17 protein-coding genes and 2 pseudogenes are annotated in these 21,848 nt (G+C 43.2%); 12 read left to right on the forward strand and 7 right to left on the reverse strand.

Annotated features, from left to right (window positions below):
- Positions 1–124: 124 nt before the first annotated feature.
- The 3 genes from pyrG (at position 125) to Xmir_RS05605 (ending at position 4,902) form a co-directional block, all read left to right on the forward strand.
- Positions 125–1,762, forward strand: a complete 1,638-nt coding sequence (pyrG, locus tag Xmir_RS05595) for a glutamine hydrolyzing CTP synthase (RefSeq protein ID WP_099113422.1) — start codon at positions 125–127, stop codon at positions 1,760–1,762.
- A gap of 101 nt (positions 1,763–1,863) precedes the next feature.
- A complete protein-coding gene (eno, locus tag Xmir_RS05600) occupies positions 1,864–3,165 on the forward strand; it encodes a phosphopyruvate hydratase (RefSeq protein WP_099113423.1) in 1,302 nt (433 codons plus the stop codon).
- Positions 3,166–3,516: 351 nt separating this feature from the next.
- Positions 3,517–4,902, forward strand: coding sequence for an SLC13 family permease (locus Xmir_RS05605; RefSeq protein ID WP_099113424.1), 1,386 nt, complete (start codon positions 3,517–3,519; stop codon positions 4,900–4,902).
- Between the two features lie 48 nt (positions 4,903–4,950).
- Here Xmir_RS05605 and Xmir_RS05610 read toward each other — a convergent pair whose 3' ends face one another.
- The 3 genes and pseudogenes from Xmir_RS05610 to Xmir_RS05620 form a co-directional block, all read right to left on the reverse strand.
- Positions 4,951–6,435, reverse strand: coding sequence for an aldehyde dehydrogenase family protein (locus Xmir_RS05610; protein ID WP_099113425.1), 1,485 nt, complete (start codon positions 6,433–6,435; stop codon positions 4,951–4,953).
- Positions 6,436–6,908: 473 nt separating this feature from the next.
- Positions 6,909–7,088: pseudogene (locus tag Xmir_RS05615) on the reverse strand (cation:dicarboxylate symporter family transporter); the annotation flags it as partial.
- 12 nt (positions 7,089–7,100) lie between these two features.
- Positions 7,101–8,237, reverse strand: coding sequence for an ABC transporter substrate-binding protein (locus Xmir_RS05620; protein ID WP_099113426.1), 1,137 nt, complete (start codon positions 8,235–8,237; stop codon positions 7,101–7,103).
- Between the two features lie 266 nt (positions 8,238–8,503).
- Between Xmir_RS05620 and Xmir_RS05625 the strand changes: the two genes are divergently transcribed.
- Positions 8,504–8,851: a DUF6694 family lipoprotein gene (locus Xmir_RS05625; RefSeq protein ID WP_099113427.1), complete on the forward strand. Its 348-nt coding sequence runs from the start codon at positions 8,504–8,506 to the stop codon at positions 8,849–8,851.
- 75 nt (positions 8,852–8,926) lie between these two features.
- Here Xmir_RS05625 and Xmir_RS05630 read toward each other — a convergent pair whose 3' ends face one another.
- Positions 8,927–9,433: a SprT family zinc-dependent metalloprotease gene (locus Xmir_RS05630; RefSeq protein ID WP_099113428.1), complete on the reverse strand. Its 507-nt coding sequence runs from the start codon at positions 9,431–9,433 to the stop codon at positions 8,927–8,929.
- A gap of 103 nt (positions 9,434–9,536) precedes the next feature.
- On the reverse strand, positions 9,537–10,691 hold the full coding sequence (gene metK / locus Xmir_RS05635) for a methionine adenosyltransferase (RefSeq protein ID WP_099113429.1): 1,155 nt from the start codon (positions 10,689–10,691) through the stop codon (positions 9,537–9,539).
- 660 nt (positions 10,692–11,351) lie between these two features.
- On the opposite strand from metK, the gene speA reads away from it, so the two are divergent.
- The 3 genes from speA to speB all read left to right on the forward strand — a co-directional run bounded on the left by speA (position 11,352) and on the right by speB (position 15,312).
- Positions 11,352–13,256 carry a biosynthetic arginine decarboxylase gene (speA, locus tag Xmir_RS05640; RefSeq protein WP_099113430.1) on the forward strand — a complete coding sequence of 635 codons (1,905 nt, stop codon included), beginning with the start codon at positions 11,352–11,354 and terminating at the stop codon, positions 13,254–13,256.
- A 213-nt stretch (positions 13,257–13,469) separates the two neighbouring features.
- On the forward strand, positions 13,470–13,817 hold the full coding sequence (locus Xmir_RS05645) for a hypothetical protein (protein ID WP_099113431.1): 348 nt from the start codon (positions 13,470–13,472) through the stop codon (positions 13,815–13,817).
- A gap of 568 nt (positions 13,818–14,385) precedes the next feature.
- Positions 14,386–15,312 (forward strand): agmatinase, encoded by a 927-nt coding sequence (speB, locus tag Xmir_RS05655; RefSeq protein WP_099113433.1) that lies wholly within the window; start codon positions 14,386–14,388, stop codon positions 15,310–15,312.
- 95 nt (positions 15,313–15,407) lie between these two features.
- On the opposite strand, the gene Xmir_RS05660 is transcribed toward speB, so the two are convergent.
- Positions 15,408–16,151, reverse strand: a complete 744-nt coding sequence (locus Xmir_RS05660) for a 4'-phosphopantetheinyl transferase family protein (protein WP_244170866.1) — start codon at positions 16,149–16,151, stop codon at positions 15,408–15,410.
- Between the two features lie 148 nt (positions 16,152–16,299).
- Between Xmir_RS05660 and galE the strand changes: the two genes are divergently transcribed.
- From galE to Xmir_RS05670, 3 genes and pseudogenes are all read left to right on the forward strand, one after another.
- The gene (galE, locus tag Xmir_RS05665; RefSeq protein WP_099113434.1) at positions 16,300–17,319 is read left to right on the forward strand and encodes a UDP-glucose 4-epimerase GalE; all 1,020 of its coding nucleotides are present in this window, start codon (positions 16,300–16,302) and stop codon (positions 17,317–17,319) included.
- A gap of 77 nt (positions 17,320–17,396) precedes the next feature.
- Positions 17,397–17,498: pseudogene (locus tag Xmir_RS22710) on the forward strand (hypothetical protein); the annotation flags it as partial.
- Positions 17,499–17,603: 105 nt separating this feature from the next.
- The gene (locus Xmir_RS05670; protein ID WP_244170867.1) at positions 17,604–18,332 is read left to right on the forward strand and encodes an O-methyltransferase; all 729 of its coding nucleotides are present in this window, start codon (positions 17,604–17,606) and stop codon (positions 18,330–18,332) included.
- Positions 18,333–18,404: 72 nt separating this feature from the next.
- Here Xmir_RS05670 and Xmir_RS05675 read toward each other — a convergent pair whose 3' ends face one another.
- Positions 18,405–18,872 carry a membrane-associated Zn-dependent protease 1 gene (locus Xmir_RS05675; protein ID WP_099113435.1) on the reverse strand — a complete coding sequence of 156 codons (468 nt, stop codon included), beginning with the start codon at positions 18,870–18,872 and terminating at the stop codon, positions 18,405–18,407.
- Positions 18,873–19,250: 378 nt separating this feature from the next.
- On the opposite strand from Xmir_RS05675, the gene Xmir_RS05680 reads away from it, so the two are divergent.
- Together Xmir_RS05680 and Xmir_RS05685 are read left to right on the forward strand one after the other, a co-directional pair.
- Entirely contained in the window at positions 19,251–20,621 is a 1,371-nt protein-coding gene (locus Xmir_RS05680) for a pyridoxal-phosphate dependent enzyme (RefSeq protein ID WP_099113436.1), read from the forward strand.
- 20 nt (positions 20,622–20,641) lie between these two features.
- On the forward strand, positions 20,642–21,841 hold the full coding sequence (locus Xmir_RS05685) for a trans-sulfuration enzyme family protein (RefSeq protein ID WP_099113437.1): 1,200 nt from the start codon (positions 20,642–20,644) through the stop codon (positions 21,839–21,841).
- Positions 21,842–21,848 lie beyond the last annotated feature (7 nt).

Here is a 21,848-nt window from a genome sequence, read left to right on the forward strand (position 1 = left end):
TGTTACTGATTAAGTGGCACTTTACCCTGTTTAGATGGTTTGTAGCGAAATTAAGGTTAGGGTATACTGCTTTCCCGTCCTGTTATATTCATCATCCTTTTAAACCTAAACTTTCAGGTTCAGCATGAAAACTAATTATATTTTTGTGACCGGCGGGGTCGTATCCTCTCTGGGTAAAGGCATTGCCGCAGCCTCTTTGGCGGCTATACTCGAAGCCCGTGGACTCAATGTCACCATTATGAAACTGGACCCGTACATCAACGTCGATCCAGGCACAATGAGTCCAACCCAACACGGGGAAGTTTTCGTTACCGAAGACGGCGCTGAAACTGATCTTGATTTAGGTCATTACGAACGTTTCATCCGAACTAAAATGACACGCCGCAATAACTTCACGACCGGCCGTGTCTACTCTGAAGTGTTGCGCAAAGAACGCCGTGGCGATTATTTGGGCGCAACCATTCAGGTTATCCCTCACATCACCAATGAAATCAAAGACCGTATCATCCGTGGTGCAGAAGGCCATGATGTTGTGCTGGTGGAAATCGGCGGTACTGTCGGTGATATCGAATCTCTGCCATTCCTCGAAGCCATTCGTCAGATGGCGGTAGAAGTGGGCCGCGAAAATACGCTGTTCATGCACTTGACTCTGGTGCCTTATATGGCCGCAGCGGGCGAAGTGAAAACTAAGCCAACCCAGCATTCCGTGAAAGAATTGCTGTCTATTGGTATTCAGCCGGACGTGCTGATCTGCCGTTCAGATCGCATCATCCCCGCCAATGAGCGTGCAAAAATTGCGCTTTTCTGTAACGTACCAGAGAAAGCGGTTATCTCCTTAAAAGATGTTGATTCCATTTATAAAATCCCAGGCCTCTTGAAATCTCAGGGCTTAGATGATTATATTTGTAAACGATTCAGCATCGAGCGCCCGGAAGCAGATCTGTCCGAATGGGAACAGGTTATTTACGAAGAAGCCAACCCATCGGGTGAAGTTACCATCGGGATGGTGGGCAAATACGTTGAACTGCCAGATGCTTATAAATCCGTGATTGAAGCACTGAAACATGGTGGGCTGAAAAATCGCCTGACGGTCAATATCAAGCTGATCGATTCACAGGACGTCGAAACCCGTGGTGTTGAAGTGCTGAAAGGTCTGGATGCAATTCTGGTACCGGGCGGCTTCGGTGGCCGTGGTATCGAAGGCAAGATCATGACGGCCCGTTACGCCCGTGAGAACAAAGTTCCGTACTTGGGCATTTGTCTGGGTATGCAGGTTGCCCTGATTGAGTTTTCTCGCAACGTTGCAGGAATGGCAGGGGCCAACTCGACTGAATTTGAGCCTGAATGTAAGTTACCGGTTGTTGGCCTGATCACCGAATGGCGTGATGAGAACGGCAACGTAGAAGTACGTAGCGAAGAGAGTGATCTCGGCGGAACGATGCGTGTTGGTGGTCAGTTGTGCCATCTGACTGAAGGTAGTCTGGTGCGTAAACTGTATGGCCAGGATGACATCATTGAGCGTCATCGCCATCGTTATGAAGTGAACAATTTGTTGTTGAAACGCATTGAAGATGCAGGTTTGCGTATTGCAGGCCGTTCAGTCGATAACAAATTGGTGGAAATCATTGAAAACCCTGCGCATCCATGGTTTGTGGCATGCCAGTTCCACCCGGAATTCACTTCAACGCCTCGCGATGGTCATCCGCTATTTGCTGGCTTTGTTGAAGCTGCTGGTAAATATCAGAAAGGCCAGTTGAAATAAGATATGGGGCAATAGGTTGGTTTTAAGCTGATGACTCTTAAGATAATTGTTTTTAGTTTCAATCTATTGCCCGGAATTTAACTTGTACTGAGGAAAACCTAATGTCCAAAATCGTTAAAGTGCTTGGCCGTGAAATCATCGACTCCCGTGGTAACCCAACTGTAGAAGCAGAAGTGCATCTGGAAGGGGGCTTTGTCGGTCTGTCTGCTGCTCCGTCAGGCGCATCAACGGGTTCTCGCGAAGCACTGGAACTGCGTGATGGCGATAAATCCCGCTTCATGGGTAAAGGTGTACTGAAAGCCATTGCTGCGGTTAACGGCCCAATTGCACAGGCTCTGGTTGGTCAGGATGCGAAAGATCAGGCTAACATCGATAAAATCATGATCGAGTTGGATGGTACTGAAAACAAATCTAACTTCGGTGCTAATGCGATTTTAGCCGTTTCCCTCGCGAACGCCAAAGCAGCGGCAGCAGCGAAAGGTATGCCTCTTTACGAGCACATTGCTGAGCTGAACGGCACTCCGGGTCAATTCTCTATGCCATTGCCAATGATGAATATCATCAACGGTGGTGAGCATGCTGACAACAACGTAGACATTCAAGAATTCATGATTCAGCCAGTGGGTGCAAGCACTCTGAAAGAGGCTGTGCGTATGGGTTCTGAAGTGTTCCACAATCTGGCAAAAGTGCTGAAAGCAAAAGGCATGAACACTGCGGTAGGTGATGAGGGAGGTTATGCGCCTAACCTGGAATCTAACGCAGCAGCGCTGGCAGCAATCAAAGAAGCGGTTGAAAAAGCAGGTTACGTACTGGGTAAAGATATTACTCTGGCTATGGACTGCGCAGCTTCTGAATTCTATAACGAAGAAACTGGCAATTATGAACTGAAAGGCGAAGGCAAGACTTTCACCTCTCAGGAATTTACCCATTATCTGGAAGATTTAACCAAAGAATACCCAATCGTTTCCATCGAAGATGGCCTGAACGAATCTGACTGGGAAGGTTTTGCTTACCAGACTAAAGTTATGGGTGACAAGATCCAATTGGTTGGTGACGATCTGTTTGTAACCAACACTAAGATCCTGAAAGAAGGTATCGAAAAAGGTATTGCAAACTCCATCCTGATCAAATTCAACCAGATTGGTTCTTTGACTGAAACTCTGGCTGCAATCAAGATGGCAAAAGATGCAGGTTACACCGCAGTTATTTCTCACCGTTCTGGTGAAACTGAAGATGCAACCATTGCTGATTTAGCAGTAGGTACCGCCGCGGGTCAAATCAAAACTGGTTCTATGAGCCGTTCTGACCGTGTTGCTAAATACAACCAGCTGATCCGTATCGAAGAAGCATTGGGTAACCGTGCACCTTTCAACGGTCTGAGAGAAGTAAAAGGTCAGGCATAATTGCTGGCTGATTTCGGTAAAAAATAAATTTTATTTATGTTTAGGCGAAAGGGTTTAAACCCTTTCGCCTTTTAGCAAAAGAAAATTTTATTTTTCCTGATAGCTATCGATACAATTACAACGCTAAAATGTGACATAACAACAGAAATTGAGTCTATTTTTTGAACGGTTACTCGATAATTAGTCAAATCCCGCGTAATAGATCCCAAAATCACACAACTCGTATTTTCTTCCTTGTTGATACTCCTTATTATTTCACATGTAATGTAATTCTTTAACATTTATGGCAATGATTCATCAATTATTCTTTTTACATTACAGAGTCATGTATCATTGTTTTATGGAGTCTTCATGGACGCTTCTGAATCTTTAACCCCAGCGATTGGGCCTACTCTCTCAAATAAAAGAGGCTTAATTATTCTTGCGCTGGATATCATCTTGCTTATAGCGCTGCTTAAGTTTTTGCCTTATGGCGAAAAAGCAAATGCAGGCTTGGCATTGATGGCATTTGTTGGTGTGTTATGGCTGACCGAAGCTATTCACGTCACGATTACTGCACTGTGTATTCCGATTCTGGCTGTAGGAATGGGATTGATGAATACCGGTGACGCACTGGAATCTTTTGCAAACCCGATTATCTTTTTGTTCTTCGGTGGCTTTGCACTGGCAACGGCGTTACATATCCAAGGTCTGGACAGATTGATCGCTAACCGCCTGTTGATGATTGCCCGTGGGCGTTTATCTGTGGCGGTATTGCTGATATTTGGTATCACTGCATTACTTTCCATGTGGATCAGCAATACAGCGACTGCCGCAATGATGCTGCCATTGATTCTCGGTATTCTGGCTAATCTGGATGTTCGTTCTGAGCGTAATACTTTTGTATTCGTCCTGTTAGGCGTGGCATATAGTGCCAGTATTGGTGGCTTGGGTACCTTAGTAGGAAGCCCGCCAAATGCCATCGCAGCGGCGCAATTGGGCATGGATTTCTTTACATGGATGAAATACGGTGTGCCGATGGTGATCATTCTACTGCCTGTCATGGTTGGGGTGATGTACTTCATGCTGCGTCCAAATCTGAACCACAAATTTGATTTGAAATTGGAACAGTTGGAATGGAATAGTAACCGCTTGATTACCATGGTTATTTTCCTGTTAACCGTCGTGTGCTGGATTTCCAGTTCATTGATCAGTGATGCACTGGGTGGCGTAAAAGATCTGGATACCGTTATTGCGGTCAGCGCCGCTATTCTGATTGGTATCACGGGGGTATCAACGTGGTCACAGATTCAAAACAACACTGAATGGGGCGTGCTGATGCTGTTCGGTGGTGGCCTGACACTGAGTGCGGTCTTGAAAAATTCCGGTGCCAGTGAAGTGATGGCGAATAGCATGGCGGCAACTTTTGGCACAAGCCCCTGGTTTGTTATTATCATCGCGATTGCAGCGTTTATTATTTTCCTGACAGAATTCACAAGTAACACCGCGAGTGCAGCGCTGCTTGTGCCTATTTTTGCCACAGTTGCAGAAGCGCTGGGAATGCCGGTCATGGTTTTGACCATGATCATTGGTATCGGAGCATCCTGTGCATTTATGCTGCCTGTAGCAACACCACCTAACGCGATTGTTTATGGCTCCGGCTATATCAAACAGGCAGAAATGGTCAGAGTCGGTATAGTGCTAAACGTGGCGTGTATTGCCATTATTTCTGCGGTTGCCTGGTTCTTCTGGCTGTAATAATTAAATAAATCATAAGAATCGCCACCTGTAAGGGTGGCGATTATTTTAATCTTCTTTGGTACTGATATAGATGTTTTTCACTTCGGTGTAAGCATCCAACATCATCTTGTGAGTTTCACGCCCAAGCCCTGATTTCTTATAGCCGCCGAAAGGTGTATGAGCAGGCAGTTCGTGATAAGTATTAATCCACATACGACCTGTCTTGACCGCTTTGGCGACGCGAAGAGCACGGTTAATGTCCTGAGTCCATACGGCACCCGCCAAACCATATTCGGAATCATTGGCCATTTCGATGACCTCTTCTTCATTGCTGAATGGAATGACACACAGCACCGGCCCAAAAATTTCTTCCTGAGCAACCCGCATTTTATTGGTGACATTGGTGAGAATAGTGGGGTGGATGAAGAATCCATCATCATATCCTTCACCTGTCATACGCTTTCCGCCAGTCAGAACGGTTGCCCCTTCCTGTTTAGCAAGATCGATGTAACCCAAAATGGTATTCATCTGTTCTTCACTGACCTGACTGCCCATCTCGGTTTCTGCCAGCATCGGATCGCCCACTTTGACTGATTCAAAGACCATTTTCAGCGATTTCAGGAACTCATCGTGAATATCTTTATGCAGGAACAGGCGGGCACCGGATTCACAGGCTTGTCCCTGATTCAACAAAATTGCGTAGGCAGCATGTTTGACTGCTTTTTTCATATTGGCATCAGGGAAGATGATATTGGCAGATTTACCACCTAATTCCAGTGTTGCTGGAACCAGTCTTTTCGCTGCTGCTGCGGCAACGTTGTAACCGACTTCTGTTGATCCGGTAAAGGCTACCTTGTCAATGCCTTCATGGTCAAGGATAGCCTGGCCGACGATTGAACCACGCCCCGTGACGATATTGACAACGCCCGCTGGCAGAACCTGATTCATTATGCGCCCCAGCTCAAGTAGCGTTATTGGGGTCAGGCTGGCAGGGTTGATAACAATAGTATTACCGGCTGCAAGGGCCGGAGCGAGTTTCCAAGCCGCCATTAATAATGGAAAATTCCATGGAATAATCTGCCCGACTACGCCAATAGGTTCTCTGATCACTAAGCTCAGGGTCTCATTATCGATAATATCACTGGTATCAGAATGAGCACGGATAACGCCGGCAAAATAGCGGAAATGATCAACGGAGAAAGGAATATCAAAATTACGGCATAGCGCCTGAGTCTTACCACCATCTAATGTTTCAAGGGTAATAAAACGCTCCGCTTCCGCTTCCAGTAGATCAGCGATTTTCAGCAACATGGATTGTCTTTCTGCGGCAGAGGTTTTACTCCATGCTGGCAGGGCTTTTCGGGCAGCTTTGACGGCAAGCTCGACATCTTCGGCGTTACCCGCAGCATATTCTGTGAGTAACTCACCGGTTGCCGGGTTATAACTTTTTAGCGTATTTTTTGAAACACTATCGACCCATTCTCCGTTAATCAACATCTTATAAGATTTAGCGGGTAACAGTTCTTTGGCAATATCATGTAATTTTTTCATTATCTTCTCCGGGTACTTTGGTTTTTTGTATGCTAGAACATAAGTTTTTAAGTTATTATAGGACTAACGCTTAATTTTTAACAAAATTGTATTGAAATATAAAACGATCGTGTCAATAAATGAGAGATATAAAATTTAATTCCTTGTTAAAACGATAAGTCAGTAAAAAAGGTGGCCTGATTTAATAAAATATCCTAAATATATTTCTGATAATAAGTGAAAATTACAGTTTCAAATATTAATTATTTGATTTATTTAAATGAGCAACTGTAATTATATGATTTTTCTAATTAAATTCTATATGAAATTATAATTTGTTTTTCTTGTGTGAACAGAGACAAAAGCCATCTGATTATTTGATGGCTTTTAGCATGATTTGTTGAGGTAGGATTATTTATATTTATTTTCTGAAGATGAATTTAATGCCATTTCTACAGATTTATTTACCTCGCCATTTAATACGTTATGAATTTTTTCTTCATCAAGCTGGGTAATGCTGTTTCAGAAGATGATGTTTCCAAAACTAACCACAATTCATCTTTGATATATTTAATTAGTCGGATGATAGAAAACCCATTATATTTGGCAACAGCACCCAAGATAATAAGCACAAAGAGTAATGATGTAATGTAAAAGGTTACAATCAGCATCATCTTGGAAGAAAATTATTTTGCTGTTACCCAGAAAACGCCACTGCCATCAAGTGCTGTGAATGTTTTATGCACATAAATATTGTCAGCGTGAGGATCGATGTCCTTGAAGAGATTAGGGTGTAACCATTTTGCAATGGCTTCTACGGCGATAATATTAAATGGAGTATCATAATATTGATGATAAATCGCCATGACGCGTTTTTCGCGATACGATTTCAAAACCTTCAGCTTGGAGCGCGAGAGCAATTTTTGAAAACGTTTCTCTGCTGTTGCCAGATCTCCTGTATAGCCCAACGGAACTGATTGGCTGTTTGAGTGCACTGTATCCCAATCTGCTACGGTCATCAGGTAATAATCGGGATTGCTGGTCAGCAATTGCTCCTCGTTAATTTTTCCACCCATGCCTGAAAACCACTTGCTGCCCATATTATCGCCACCCGCGGCAGCAACAAACTCCCCGAAATTATTGGTGGCAAAAGTATTGCAGCAATCTTCAGCACCTAACATACCGGCATGACGCTCAATAAAAATGCCGGGGAGCTGTTCTGGAGATAATGCCGCAATACGCTCATTAATCATAGATAAGCGATTTTCGTAAAACTGAATGAATTTATTGGCATTCTCTTCCTGCTTAAAAACTTTTCCTAGTAGTTTCATACTGGGGACTGTATTAGACAGGGGATTTTGGCGAAAATCGATGAAAATAACAGGGATACCCATTTTTTCTAATAAGTTAATGGTGTTGCTGCTATCCAGTTTGGATTTCAGGCCAATATCAAAAATAACCAGATCTGGCGAATAAGTCATGGCTTTTTCGACACTGAAATCACTGGTGTAAGGGTTAGGAAAGACCGGAATGTTCCTTAATTGAGGAAATTTCTTTTCGTAGGCAGTGGCAAGGTCAGGCGCTTTTTTCTCCAGTGCATTATCCCACGCAACAATGCCTTTAAGTGGCTCTGAGGGATGTAAAATATTTAGGGCGATAAGTACCCGGCTATCCGCCAGCATGGCTCGTTCAACAGGCGCATTGGCTGTGACTGTGCGACCAGCAACATCTTTGACTGTAATTTTTTCTGCCTGAGCATATAACGGTAATGATATGAATAATGCAGATAGAAAATATTTTATAGCGTTATGAATAGAAGGCATTTTTTCTCCTTTTGTCATAATTCATCTTCATTTTGACGCCAATTTTTGATGCCAATGATGAAGAGTTAATAAAGACAGCCCACTGGTATAACATAAAAACAGTGTCTGGATACTCATTGATTGGAATTTATTTATCGTTAATTCAGCAAGGTAATCAATAATGAAATTATGAATATCTCTGATTTAATAATAAAAATTTTTATTAGAACGACTTATTTGTTCACCATCTGCTATTATTACCCTATCGGTAATAGGTGGGGTTGAGCATGAAAAAATTGTTGGCAATTTGTTTATTGGGTGTTGCATTGGTGGGGTGTGATAATCAACTCAAAATTGATGGAACAAATGAAATAGCGGCAAAAATATCCATTGAGAAAATCAGAGATACTTTACCAGAAGATAAAAAATTACAATTTGATGATTCATTAAATATTACCATGATAAATAGTATCGACTTTGATGATTTGTTCAAGGATAACAAGAACGGGAATATCAAATATGGAGATATCCAAAAGTTAGAACAGCGATTTTATCAATCCCTTAATGGGAAAACGGCAGATCAGGTTATTGAAGAAGCAGAAAAAATTAAAGCGCATGGCGTGAACAGTAGATAATGATATTCGTAGCCCACTTATGGTGATATTGCGCAAGGTTGCTTAATAAGGTGCTCTGATTGCGGGGGCATCTGTTTATGTTGGTTTCAATAATATTAATTTTTCTCCACATTGCCGACAAACGTAGCAACTCTTTCCTTTAAGAACTTTGTTGTGTTGTCTTATTGTCAGCTCATGTTGCTGGCAGTGACAAGTGTAAGTGAATATTTTACTGCGGACAGAATTGACTGAAAATTGATGCGTCCGGTTAGCCGGAACTTTAAGCACGGTTTCCATAAGGAAACGCCACTCTTTTCCGTGTGGGACGACTTTGCCAAACTGATGATAAGCCAATAAATGGGCCAGTTCATGAGGGATCACTTGATCAATAAATGCTTGCTGATTTTCTATCAACAAAACTGGATTCAGTCGGATTTCCCAATCTTGCAACCGGGCGCTGCCTGCGATTGTGCCTCTCTGCCGATAGGTTACGCTGGGTTCAGGAAAAGATTTTTGCAGAAAATCACTTGCCAGTGCCAGCTTTTGTCTCATGGTACGCATAACAGCTTGCTGTAAGGAAAGGGGAACTCTGACGGATTTCATCACGGTTACATACTGTATTTTTGATATAAAATTGATTGTAACTGACTGACTAGTTATAAAAAAACCCGCAGAGTATTTGCGGGTTTTGTAGATTAGCAAAGAATTATTTCAATCCTGCCGCTGAACGCAGAATTTCTGCTTTATCTGTTGCTTCCCACGGGAATTGTTCACGACCAAAATGGCCGTATGCCGCAGTATCACGATAGATTGGGTGCAGAAGATCCAGCATCTTAATCAAACCGTAAGGGCGCAAATCAAAGAATTCACGTACTAACTGAGTCAACGTTGCTGCTGGCACTTTCTCTGTTCCGAATGTTTCTACCATGATGGATGTTGGTTCTGCAACACCGATGGCATAGGACACCTGGATCTCACAGCGATCAGCCAGACCAGCTGCAACAATATTTTTGGCAACATAACGTGCTGCATAGGCAGCGGAACGGTCAACTTTGGATGGATCTTTACCTGAGAATGCACCACCACCATGACGAGCCATACCACCGTAGGTATCTACGATGATCTTACGGCCAGTCAGACCACAGTCACCCATTGGCCCGCCAATAACGAAACGACCCGTTGGATTGATGAAATATTTGGTCATTGGAGTCAGCCATTCAGTTGGCAGTACAGGCTTGATAATTTCATCCATCACGGCTTCTTGCAGCACTTTTTGATCGATATTTTCGGCATGCTGGGTAGAAAGCACAACGGCATCAATACCGACGATTTTGCCGTTATCGTACTGGAATGTAACCTGACTTTTCGCATCAGGGCGTAGCCATGGCAGGGTGCCGTTTTTACGGACTTCAGCCTGACGCTCAACCAAACGGTGTGCATAAGTGATAGGTGCCGGCATGAAAACATCGGTTTCATTGGTCGCATAACCAAACATCAAACCCTGATCACCTGCACCTTGCTCCAGAGGATCTGCGCGATCAACACCCTGATTGATATCAGGGGATTGTTTACCAATTGCACTGATAACGGCGCATGAGCTGGCATCAAAACCCATATCTGAGCTGGTATAGCCGATTTCACGTACTGTACGGCGAGTAATTTCTTCGATATCAACCCAAGCACTGGTAGTGATTTCGCCACCCACCATGACCATGCCAGTTTTAACATAAGTTTCACAGGCAACACGTGCTTTAGGATCTTGTTCTAAGATTGCATCAAGGACGGCGTCGGAAATTTGATCGGCAATTTTGTCTGGATGTCCTTCTGAAACAGATTCAGAAGTAAAAAGATGTGTTGTCATTATATTTTATTACCTTAAATATAATCTTGGTTTAAGGGTGGATGTTTTACCATCTAGATGGCCATTTTAAGTTACTCTTGCTAAGGTTACCAGTCTTTTTAATTTTAAATATCTTTAATGGTGTGACATTTTAGTTCTCATGACTAAAAACTATGGGGTTGTTGAGACCCGTTTAAATAAATTTCATTTTGCAATTTTATTGGATTGAAGGTATAAACTGCGCGCGTAGCATAAGTCATTTTTGCACTTGAAGTTACGGGCGTTTGCAGGAGATGTACATGTGTCCTGCTTCTCAATTGAGAAACGGCTTGCCATAGGTGAGCTATGTGGGGTGAATGGGGTTATGAACCATTATCTGCTGATTATTAACGGCCAACAGTCACATTGTGCCATTGATGTATCCACATCTTGTTTCTTCCTTTCAGATATGAATTCATTTCGATGTTACCCGCAGTATATAAGCAAGCAGGCAATATCGAGTTGGCATCATGTAGTCACACAGTAAGTATATTGTTTAGTTTCTTCTAAACGTTCCTATAATTTTAGAGCATGCTGTTCCCTGACATTTTTTAATGCGCAAGATACGCACGATAAAATAGTGTCTTGGGTGATTGACTTTACAGGTGAAGGCAAACCTCGACTCCATGTAAGGAGACTGCCATGAATGATAATATCGCTCGCAAAATGCGACAGACCTATAACATCGCGTACTGGGGCGGCAGTTATTACTATGTCAATGATCTGGGCAATGTTAGTGTTTGTCCAAACCCTGATTTGCCGGAAGCTCAGATTGAGCTTGCCGATTTGGTGAAAAAAGTCCAGGAAGAAAAAAAACAGCTGCGCTTACCGGCGTTGTTTTGTTTTCCCCAGATTTTGCAACATCGTCTGCGTTCCATTAATGCAGCGTTCAGACGTGCGCGTGAATCTTACGGTTATAAGGGGGATTATTTTCTGGTGTATCCGATCAAGGTCAATCAGCATCGCCGTGTTATTGAAACACTGGCAAACGCTGATGAACCTGTTGGATTGGAGGCAGGCTCTAAAGCAGAATTAATGGCAGTGTTAGCTCATGCTGGTATGACAGGTACTGTAATTGTCTGTAATGGTTATAAGGATCGCGAATATATTCGTTTGGCATTGATCGGTGAAAAGCTGGGACACAAAGTGTATCTGGTTATTGAGAAGATGTCTGAGATTGAGATGGTGCTGGAAGAAGCCAAACGTCTCAATGTGATCCCCCGTTTGGGCGTTCGGGCGCGTTTGGCGTCTCAAGGTTCAGGTAAATGGCAGGCCAGCGGCGGTGAAAAATCCAAGTTTGGTTTGGCGGCGTCACAGGTATTGCAATTGGTTGAAACCCTGCGTTCAGCAGGTCGGTTGGACAGTTTACAACTACTGCATTTCCATTTAGGTTCCCAATTGGCAAATATCCGTGATGTGGCAACTGGTGTGCGTGAATCTGCCCGTTTTTATGTCGAGCTGTCTAAGCTGGGTGTTAATATTCAGTGCTTTGACGTTGGCGGTGGTTTGGGGGTTGATTATGAAGGCACACGCTCTCAGTCAGAATGTTCCGTTAACTACGGCCTGAATGAATACGCGAATAACGTTATTTGGGGAATTGGTGACGCATGTGAAGAGCATGGCTTGCCTCATCCAACCGTTATTACGGAATCCGGTCGCGCATTGACCGCCCACCATACGGTTTTGGTCTCTAATGTTATTGGGGTAGAGCATAATGAGTTTACCGAAACAACGCCGCCAGCCGAAGATGCCACACGCCCTCTGACCAGCCTGTGGGAAACATGGTTGGAAATGCAGTCTGACGGCAGCCGTCGTTCCCTGCGTGAGTGGCTGCATGACAGCCAGTTTGACCTGCACGAAGTTCATACCCAATATGCCCACGGTATGTTGAGTTTGTCGGAGCGGGCATGGGCAGAAGAACTGTATTTAAATATTTGCCGCCACATTCAGCAGGATCTTGATCCAAGCAACCGTGCTCATCGTCCGATCATTGATGAATTGCAAGAACGCATGGCAGATAAATTCTATGTGAATTTCTCGTTGTTCCAGTCAATGCCGGATGCCTGGGGAATTGATCAGTTATTCCCTGTACTGCCAATTGAAGGATTAGATAAGCCACTGGATCGTCGTGCTGTTCTGCTGGATATTACCTGTGACTCTGACGGTACGATTGATCATTATGTTGACGGCGATGGCGTGGCAACAACAATGCCAATGCCCGCTTACGATCCAGAAAATCCGCCATTGATTGGTTTCTTTATGGTTGGGGCGTATCAGGAAATTCTGGGTAACATGCATAATCTGTTTGGCGATACAGCAGCTATTGATGTTTATGTTGCAGAGAATGGTACGGTGACTTATCGGCAGAGTGAAGAAGGTGATTCTGTCGCCAATATGCTCCAATATGTCAAACTGGAGCCGCAGGTACTGTTGACCCACTTCCGTGATCAGGTGAAATCGGCCGATCTGGATGAAAATTTGCAGGAGCAATTCCTGCAAGAGTTTGAAAGTGGCCTGTATGGTTACACCTATTTGGAAGACGAGTAAGCTTGATTAGTTATTGAGCTTTTATAAATAGTCATTCTTAATCATGTGTTTTATGTAATGATTTTGAATGGCTATTTTTTCTCCTGATGGAGAACCTTATGGTATGCTGAAGGCGTGTTTAAAAATCGTAGCATAGATATAGATACCGGAGAGTTCTGTGTGGAGCAATCACTCTGATATATTATTCGCAATCGTATAAAAATAGAGGATAACATGACTCAATCTTTATTAATTTATATATTGGCTATAAAATCGTTATCCTCGACTGTTAAAATCATTTCAGAAAATGAAAAAGTTAATTTTTTAACAGATGAAACTTCTGCCATTGAAGATAAAGAAATTATTTATACATTTGATAACGGAGTAAGAGTGCTTTATCTGGAAGAGTCCGAAAAACTGGATAACGAATATATTGAACAATCATGTCAGGAGAAATGGATGAGTTATAAGGTATTAGATAGTAACGGATTGACAATTACTCCTCAAGAAAAAAATTTCTATAATATATGTCAGGAAAAATATTGGATTAAAAACCAGATGCTTGAAAATAGGGTGTCATAGCTTGTTTGTTGCAGTTATGTCAGATCCTCATCAGAAAATTTCCATTGATTTACCTTTGATGGTGGTAAAGAGATAGCGTCTTGAATCATTAAGTTGGATTCTGTCAAAGATATCCTTTTATCTCCAGCATTAATATTCCTTCCTCAACCCCTTTCGTATGCTTAAGGTAACCACCTGTCACCGTGTTTGGGTGAGTTTGTAACTTGTTCTTTATTCTGGAATTGGTTGCTATCTTCGCAAGTACCTTAAATGCCTGTTTAATATTTTGTGGGATGAACTTCTCAAAGTTGTGGCAAGCAGAAAACATGTCTAATACTATATGATTAGTCGTTAAACGGAAGATGTTTTGGGGATTTTTCTTGTTTGTACGTGAAAAGTGCGCATTTGTTTCTTTCGTTTTGGATTAATTGCTAACATTTTGTTTTATTTGAATTTAAAATGATAGCGTATTCGGAAGATTAATCTTCTGGCGTAAATAAGCCTCTGTACCACTTGTTATTGCCATCATTGAATATTGTCAATATTGGGTATCGATAACAGGCTGGTATGGGACTTTTGAGGATATATCATGAGTATTAGCTCCTTAGGAAACCAAATTGATAATTCTTTGGTTTCAAATGCCTTTGGCTTCCTGCGTTTTCCGTTGAACTTTCAACCCTATTCCAGTGATGCGGAATGGGTGATTACCGGCATTCCTTTTGATATGGCAACATCGGGACGTGCGGGTAGCCGCCACGGGCCGGCCGCCATTCGTCAGGTATCGACTAATCTGGCGTGGGAAAGCAGCCGTTGGCCGTGGAACTTTAACTTACGTAAGCGCCTGAATGTGGTGGATTGCGGGGATCTGGTATTTAACTTCGGTGATGCCCAGGATATGAGCAATAAGTTGCAGGCGCATGCTGAAAAGGCGCTGGCATCGGGTAAACGTATGCTGTCTTTCGGTGGTGATCATTTTGTCACTTTGCCACTGTTGCGTGCCCATGCGAAACACTTCGGCAAAATGGCGCTGATCCATTTTGATGCTCATACGGATACTTATCCAAATGGCAGCAAATTTGATCATGGTACGATGTTTTACCATGCACCCAATGAAGGGCTGATAGATCCTCATCATTCAGTACAAATCGGTATTCGTACTGAACATGATACTGATAACGGTTTCACGGTGCTGGATGCTGGTCAGGTTAATGATCGCGGTGTTGATAGTGTTGTTGAACAGATCAAAGCTGTGGTTGGTGATCTGCCAATTTATCTGACATTCGATATTGATTGCCTTGATCCGGCCTTTGCTCCGGGAACAGGAACGCCGGTGATTGGTGGATTGACATCAGATCGCGCATTGAAAATAGTGCGTGGCTTGCAGCCGCTGAATATCGTTGGCATGGATGTGGTGGAAGTAGCACCGGCTTATGATCAATCCGAAATTACGGCGCTGGCTGCTGCTACCATTGGATTGGAGCTGCTGTACTTGCAGGCTTCTAAGAAAAATGTTTAGTGTATTGAGCCAATAGATTATTTGTATCTATTGTAAACTGTTTTTGAAGGCTCACTTTGCATGTGGGCCTTTATTATTTAATTTTGTGATTAAATTTAACTCACAATATATGTCAGCACTTGCTGTCGGGGCATGAGAGCAAAATTTCCATTAAATTGCGAGCCAGTTTGATACTCATCAGATAATGTTTGCAGCAGTTGGATGCTCACAGAGCGGTCATTACAATTAATGGATGTAATTTCAGCCGCATGGAAATCAAAAAAGCGTTTGACATGGGGATGAAGTGCTTTAAAAAGGCTTTCTTTGATGGAGAACGCAAGGGTGAATGCCTGTTCAAAAGGCAATGCACATTCCTTTAGTAGTGTTACTTCGTTATTATTGATGATGCTGGATGAAACGCTTTCGACGATGTCTGATTTAATCTCTTGTTCGATATCCACACCGATTATCCGGTATTGATTACAGTGAGCGGCAAACGCAATAGCACAGTTGGTTGAGTGAGAAATGGAGCCACAAATATTGTCAGGCCAGATTGGGGAGCGGTCTTGGGCATTGGTTACCTGAAAATCAGGGTAACCCAAATTATTTAAAACTTGTCGGGTACAGTAGCGGGCTGCCAGATATTCCGCCCGCCGTTTATTAACTGCATTCTGTAATTTGGCCGGATAGGTAATTCCATATTCATCAAATAAGGCATCCCGATAGCAGGTCTGATCAAAATAGGTTTGCATGATTTGAATATCAGGATGTTCTGGCAGTATTCCTGTTTGTATTTCTTTGAAAAAACTATCATTTATGGTAGTGGCTTGGGCAGGGGTAAAAGTGATTTTTTTCATCATGGTTTTTTTATTGTTAACTGTAATTATCAGATAGTGGATCATTCGAAAATGGTTATTGCTTGATTTTGCCATATTCTAGTTTTAGTTCACTAATGCGCTGACTCTTTTTATACTCTGCCTTGTTATCATTTTTAAAAAAGAGGTTAATGTGGAAATATTAGTGACAGGTGGAATGGGATATATCGGTAGCCATACTTGTGTTCAAATGCTTGAAGCAGGAATGACGCCGATCATCATTGATAATCTGTGTAATGCCAATCGTGAAGTACTGGCGCGAATTGAGGCATTGACGGGTGTTCAGCCCCTGTTTTATGAAGGGGATATTCGTGATGAATCATTCCTTGATGCTATTTTCGCCCGCCATCAAATTCAGTCGGTTATTCACTTTGCCGGTTTGAAAGCTGTTGGTGAATCTGTCACTAAACCCATCGAATATTATGACAACAATGTCAATGGAACGCTGGTACTGGTGCGCAGCATGCACAAAGCAGGCGTAAAAAGCATCATTTTCAGTTCATCCGCAACGGTATATGGCGATCCTGATATCGTACCGATTACTGAACAATCTGCTGTAGGAAATACGACGAATCCTTATGGCACCAGCAAGTATATGGTGGAGCGCTGCTTGTCTGACCTTCATCATGCAGAAAATGATTGGTCTGTGGTGTTATTACGTTATTTCAATCCGGTTGGTGCTCATCCGTCAGGTACGATGGGAGAAGATCCCCAAGGTGTTCCGAACAACTTAATGCCTTATATTGCTCAGGTTGCGGTAGGCCGTCGGGAAAAACTGTCTGTTTATGGAAATGATTATCTGACTTCTGACGGTACAGGAGTGCGTGATTATATTCATGTGATGGATTTGGCTGACGGACATATTGCCGCACTCAATGCTGTTGGCAAGAAATCAGGCTTGCATATCTACAATCTGGGAACAGGAAAAGGCACGAGCGTACTGGAAATGGTAGAAGCTTTCAGCAATGCGTGTGGCAAACCCGTTCCTTATGAAATCTGTCCTCGTCGTCCGGGGGATATTGCCGAGTGTTGGTCAAGTCCAGAAAAAGCCGGGCGTGAATTGGGCTGGAAAGCAAATCGCACCATTGTGGAAATGACCGCAGATGCGTGGCGCTGGCAGTCCCAAAATCCCAATGGTTATAGTGTGAAATAACAAAAAAGTGTGAAATAACAAAAAATTCTGGCTCTCGGTGGTGTGGTGAAGATAAAGAGAATCCAATGATGCCAAAGATGCAGTTCAATCCCGTTGATTGTCCACATAGGCGATATAACCCGTTGACGGGGAAATGGATTATTGTCTCACCACACAGGGCTGGACGGCTGTGTCGTGGCATTGATCGCTCGCGGTAAAAGGAGAGTGCCAGCTTATCCAAGCAAAATTGAATGTTTGAAAACAGGTGGAATACCTAGTTTTAACTACAAAAAAGGAGTATGACTATGAGTTCTGATCTGCAACAAGCAACGCTATATCAACAAATGCTACAACAACAATGGACAGACGTTGATAATTATCTTAAGAAAACGCTGTTACCCCCATCTCCACATCTTGAACAGACACTTGAATACAATGCCAGCCAAGGGTTGCCAGCCATTGATGTTTCTGCGTTACAAGGGCAATTTTTGATGATGATGGTGCAAATAAGTGGCGCAAAACGTATTCTCGAAATTGGTACGTTAGGGGGATATAGTACTCAATGTATGGCACAAGCATTACCCGATGACGGCCTGCTGATCACACTGGAAAAAGATCCCAGAACAGCCGCAGTGGCTCAGCATAATATCGAACGTGCGCAACTTGACCATAAGATCAACATTATTGTGGGAGATGCCGCTGACACTTTGCAGAAACTGGATGCAGAAGCCTCCTTTGATTTGATTTTTATTGATGCTGATAAGCAGAGCAGTTTGTTATATCTCGATTGGGCAATCAAACTAAGCCATCCGGGAAGCGCTATCATCATGGATAATGTGATCCGTGAAGGTGAGATTTTGCATGAGCAGCGTAGTGAGCTTGTTGAGGGAGTGCGTCAGGCACTGGATAGTATGATTAACCGATCCGATGTCACTGTCACCGCCTTACAAACTGTAGGGGACAAAGGTTGGGATGGATTTGCATTATTACGGGTAAATGAACGGGTAAATACGGACAAAGAGCTTATCCAATAAATTTTTAAATTATGGCAATAATAGGTTACAAAAAGGATGGTTTAGTTTTAATAAACCATCCTTGATTTAATATTATGGCTTTTGAGTTTCTGTTTTATTTATCGGTGTGGATTTCCGGGCTGACTGGCACGCTTTACGCTCATCGGGTTCACGCTCTTGAATGATTTTCGCTGTTTCATCTACGGCGGGAAGGGAAAAGCCCATATCATCATAAGCACCAAAACCAATTAAACGATAACTGCTTAGTGGGGTATCCATTGGGACACGAAACTCTTTTTTCTCTTCCGGTGCCAATGACTGAAATGAATGTACTGCCAGTGCACCCGGTTCACATTTAGCATTAAGAGGCAAAACCGCCAGATAACCACCTGCCACAGGTTGGTCGCCTTTATTTTGCAGTGTACCGCCTACAAAAAATTTACCATTTGCGCCCAAGCCCATATGAAACAACAGATGTGCTTCTCCTTTTGCCCATAATGCAGGGGTGAACAAACTACCCGCTAATAACATTGCACTGTACGTATAACCACGCCATTTCATCTTTATGCTCCTATATAAGGTTCTCACATTTCCTGACGGAAATAGGTATTACAGTGGTTGGCAAAAAAATCAAGCAGTCAATAACCCTGCACATTGATTTAACATGTTTCGCATTGATAACGGCCATTTCTGAAATGCCATGTAGATCGGTTTCGTTAGCGTAAATTCCATTTTTGAATATAGTAAATTCCATTTTTGAATATAAAGGTGCTTGGTCTATACCTCTTAAGGTGTTTATCTATCAATATAGAATTAGTTAATTACCTTTTGTTATATGTAGTTTGTATTTATTCTTTCAAATTAATTGCTATGCGGCGTTATTCTTCCCCACTCTGAAAGTTTTTATTCGCAAATTGTACCGATTATCAAGAGGCTAATATGGCAGCACCACGTTCGGTTCTTGAACTTATAGGGAATACACCGTTACTCGAACTTACACATCTGGATACAGGTCCATGCCAGTTGTTTATTAAGCTGGAAAACCAAAATCCAGGTGGTTCGATTAAAGATCGTGTTGCGCTTTCAATGATTGAGCAGGCCGAAAAGCAGGGGTTATTGAAGCCGGGAGGCACTATCATTGAGGCTACGGCGGGGAATACTGGTATCGGTCTGGCATTAGTCGCTGCGATGAAAGGCTATAAATTGATTTTAGTCGTGCCTGATAAGATGAGCAGGGAAAAAATTTATCACCTGCGTGCTCTGGGAACGGATGTGCGCCTGACTCGCTCTGATGTGGGAAAAGGGCATCCTGAGTATTATCAGGATTACGCGCTGCGCCTATCGAAAGAAATCAGCGGAGCTTATTATATCGATCAATTCAATAATCCTGCGAATTCATCCGCTCATGTTGCAACGACCGGCCCTGAAATCTGGCAGCAGATGGAACAAAATGTCGATGCTGTAGTCGTTGGTGTCGGTTCCGGTGGTACGCTGGGAGGCCTGAGCCAGTATTTTAAGGAAGTCTCTCCTCAGACTGAGTTTGTCCTTGCCGATCCTAAAGGCTCCATTCTTGTCGATTATGTTGAACATGGTCATTATAACGAAGCCGGCAGTTGGTTTGTGGAAGGTATTGGGGAGGATTTTGTCCCACCTCTTGGCGATTTTTCTATGGTTAATTATGCCTATAGCATTACTGATGCAGAGGCATTTTCTAGTGCGCGGGATTTATTACTGACAGAAGGCATTTTGGCCGGCTCCTCTTCGGGGACATTGCTGGCTGCGGCACTGCGCTATTGTCGTGCTCAGACAACGCCGAAACGCGTGGTCACGCTTGCTTGTGACAGCGGTAATAAATATTTGTCTAAGATGTTTAATGATTACTGGTTATTGGAGCAGGGCTTACGATCACAGCCAAAAGAAAATAACTTAAGTGATTACATCACCTATCGTTACCGGGATGGTGCGACGGTTTCAGTTTCACCGCAAGATACTTTGCAAATTGCTTATGGCCGTATGCGCCTTTATGACATCTCACAGTTACCCGTAATCGAAAACGAACAGGTCGTTGGTATTATTGATGAATGGGATCTCATGAATACGATTCAGGCCAATTTCCACAACTTCTCTCTGCCTGTGACTCAAGCAATGACCAGCCAGATTCAGACACTTCATAAAAAAGCATCATTGGAGCAGTTAATTGCTACTTTTGATGCCGGTCATGTGGCTTTGATTGTTGATGATGGCAATCAATTCCTCGGCCTTGTAACTCGTACTGATGTGCTGAATACATGGCGTCAACAACTCAATTGAATTCTTTCAGGAATAAATTAATGACTAAGTTTGATAAGGCTAAGCTTAATAAGACCAAGGTTAACAAAATTAAATTTGATACAAAAAGCGTTCATGCTGGCTATGTACCTGATCATACAGGAGCAGTAATGCCAGCAATCTACGCCACCTCGACTTATGCTCAACCCGCACCTGGCGAGCATACAGGATATGAGTATTCCCGCAGTGGGAACCCGACACGTCATGCGTTGGAAAATGCAATTGCTGAGTTGGAGAATGGCACTCGTGGTTATGCTTTTGGTTCGGGTCTGGCCGCTAGTTCGACCATTCTGGAATTGCTGGATAAAGATAGCCATATCATTGCGGTGGATGATCTTTATGGCGGTACTTATCGACTGCTGGAGAAAGTGCGTCGCCGGACGGCGGGTTTACAGGTCACTTACGTTGAAGCAGGAAATACCGCGGCTCTGGAAGCTGCGATTCAGCCCGATACTAAAATGATTTGGGTGGAAACGCCGACCAATCCATTGCTGAAATTGGCTGATTTGGCCGCTATTGCACAGATTGCCCAGCGCCACAATATTATCAGTGTTGCGGACAATACCTTCGCTTCCCCTTATATTCATCGTCCGCTTGATTTAGGGTTTGATATCGTTGTTCACTCGGCAACCAAATACCTTAATGGTCATTCTGATGTTGTCGCTGGCCTTGCTGTGGTAGGGAACAACGCTGAATTGGCGGAGCAGGTCGCTTTCCTGCAAAATTCCATTGGTGGCATTCTTGACCCATTCAGCAGTTTCCTTGTCCTGCGTGGTATTCGGACATTGGCGTTGCGTATGGAACGCCATATTGCCAGTGCAGAGAAGATTGCTCATTGGTTGGAACAGCAGCCGCAAGTTGAAAAAGTATACTATCCGGGCCTGATTTCCCATCCTCAGCATGAACTGGCAAAACGTCAGATGCGTGGCTTTGGCGGTATGATTTCCATTGTACTGAAAGGGGGTGAAGATTATACGCGTCAGGTCATTAAAGAATTGCAATTATTCACATTGGCGGAAAGTCTGGGTGGCGTGGAAAGCCTTGTTGGTCAGCCATTCACTATGACCCACGCATCTATTCCGTTGGAAAAACGTCTGGCAGCAGGTATCACGCCACAGTTGATCCGCATTTCAGTGGGCATTGAGAATGCTGATGATTTGATTGCGGATTTATCTCAGGCGTTTGAAAATGCGAGTCTTTAACAGACGG

The sequence above is a fragment of the Xenorhabdus miraniensis genome, assembly GCF_002632615.1.

Excerpts from the sequence above, each read along its gene's own strand:
- pyrG (WP_099113422.1), top strand. The coding sequence starts at position 125 with ATGAAAACTAATTATATTTTTGTGACCGGCGGGGTCGTATCCTCTCTG.
- eno (WP_099113423.1), top strand. The coding sequence starts at position 1,864 with ATGTCCAAAATCGTTAAAGTGCTTGGCCGTGAAATCATCGACTCCCGT.
- Xmir_RS05605 (WP_099113424.1), top strand. The coding sequence starts at position 3,517 with ATGGACGCTTCTGAATCTTTAACCCCAGCGATTGGGCCTACTCTCTCA.
- Xmir_RS05610 (WP_099113425.1), bottom strand. The coding sequence starts at position 6,435 with ATGAAAAAATTACATGATATTGCCAAAGAACTGTTACCCGCTAAATCT.
- Xmir_RS05620 (WP_099113426.1), bottom strand. The coding sequence starts at position 8,237 with ATGCCTTCTATTCATAACGCTATAAAATATTTTCTATCTGCATTATTC.
- Xmir_RS05625 (WP_099113427.1), top strand. The coding sequence starts at position 8,504 with ATGAAAAAATTGTTGGCAATTTGTTTATTGGGTGTTGCATTGGTGGGG.
- Xmir_RS05630 (WP_099113428.1), bottom strand. The coding sequence starts at position 9,433 with ATGAAATCCGTCAGAGTTCCCCTTTCCTTACAGCAAGCTGTTATGCGT.
- metK (WP_099113429.1), bottom strand. The coding sequence starts at position 10,691 with ATGACAACACATCTTTTTACTTCTGAATCTGTTTCAGAAGGACATCCA.
- speA (WP_099113430.1), top strand. The coding sequence starts at position 11,352 with ATGAATGATAATATCGCTCGCAAAATGCGACAGACCTATAACATCGCG.
- Xmir_RS05645 (WP_099113431.1), top strand. The coding sequence starts at position 13,470 with ATGACTCAATCTTTATTAATTTATATATTGGCTATAAAATCGTTATCC.
- speB (WP_099113433.1), top strand. The coding sequence starts at position 14,386 with ATGAGTATTAGCTCCTTAGGAAACCAAATTGATAATTCTTTGGTTTCA.
- Xmir_RS05660 (WP_244170866.1), bottom strand. The coding sequence starts at position 16,151 with ATGATGAAAAAAATCACTTTTACCCCTGCCCAAGCCACTACCATAAAT.
- Xmir_RS05670 (WP_244170867.1), top strand. The coding sequence starts at position 17,604 with ATGAGTTCTGATCTGCAACAAGCAACGCTATATCAACAAATGCTACAA.
- Xmir_RS05675 (WP_099113435.1), bottom strand. The coding sequence starts at position 18,872 with ATGAAATGGCGTGGTTATACGTACAGTGCAATGTTATTAGCGGGTAGT.
- Xmir_RS05680 (WP_099113436.1), top strand. The coding sequence starts at position 19,251 with ATGGCAGCACCACGTTCGGTTCTTGAACTTATAGGGAATACACCGTTA.
- Xmir_RS05685 (WP_099113437.1), top strand. The coding sequence starts at position 20,642 with ATGACTAAGTTTGATAAGGCTAAGCTTAATAAGACCAAGGTTAACAAA.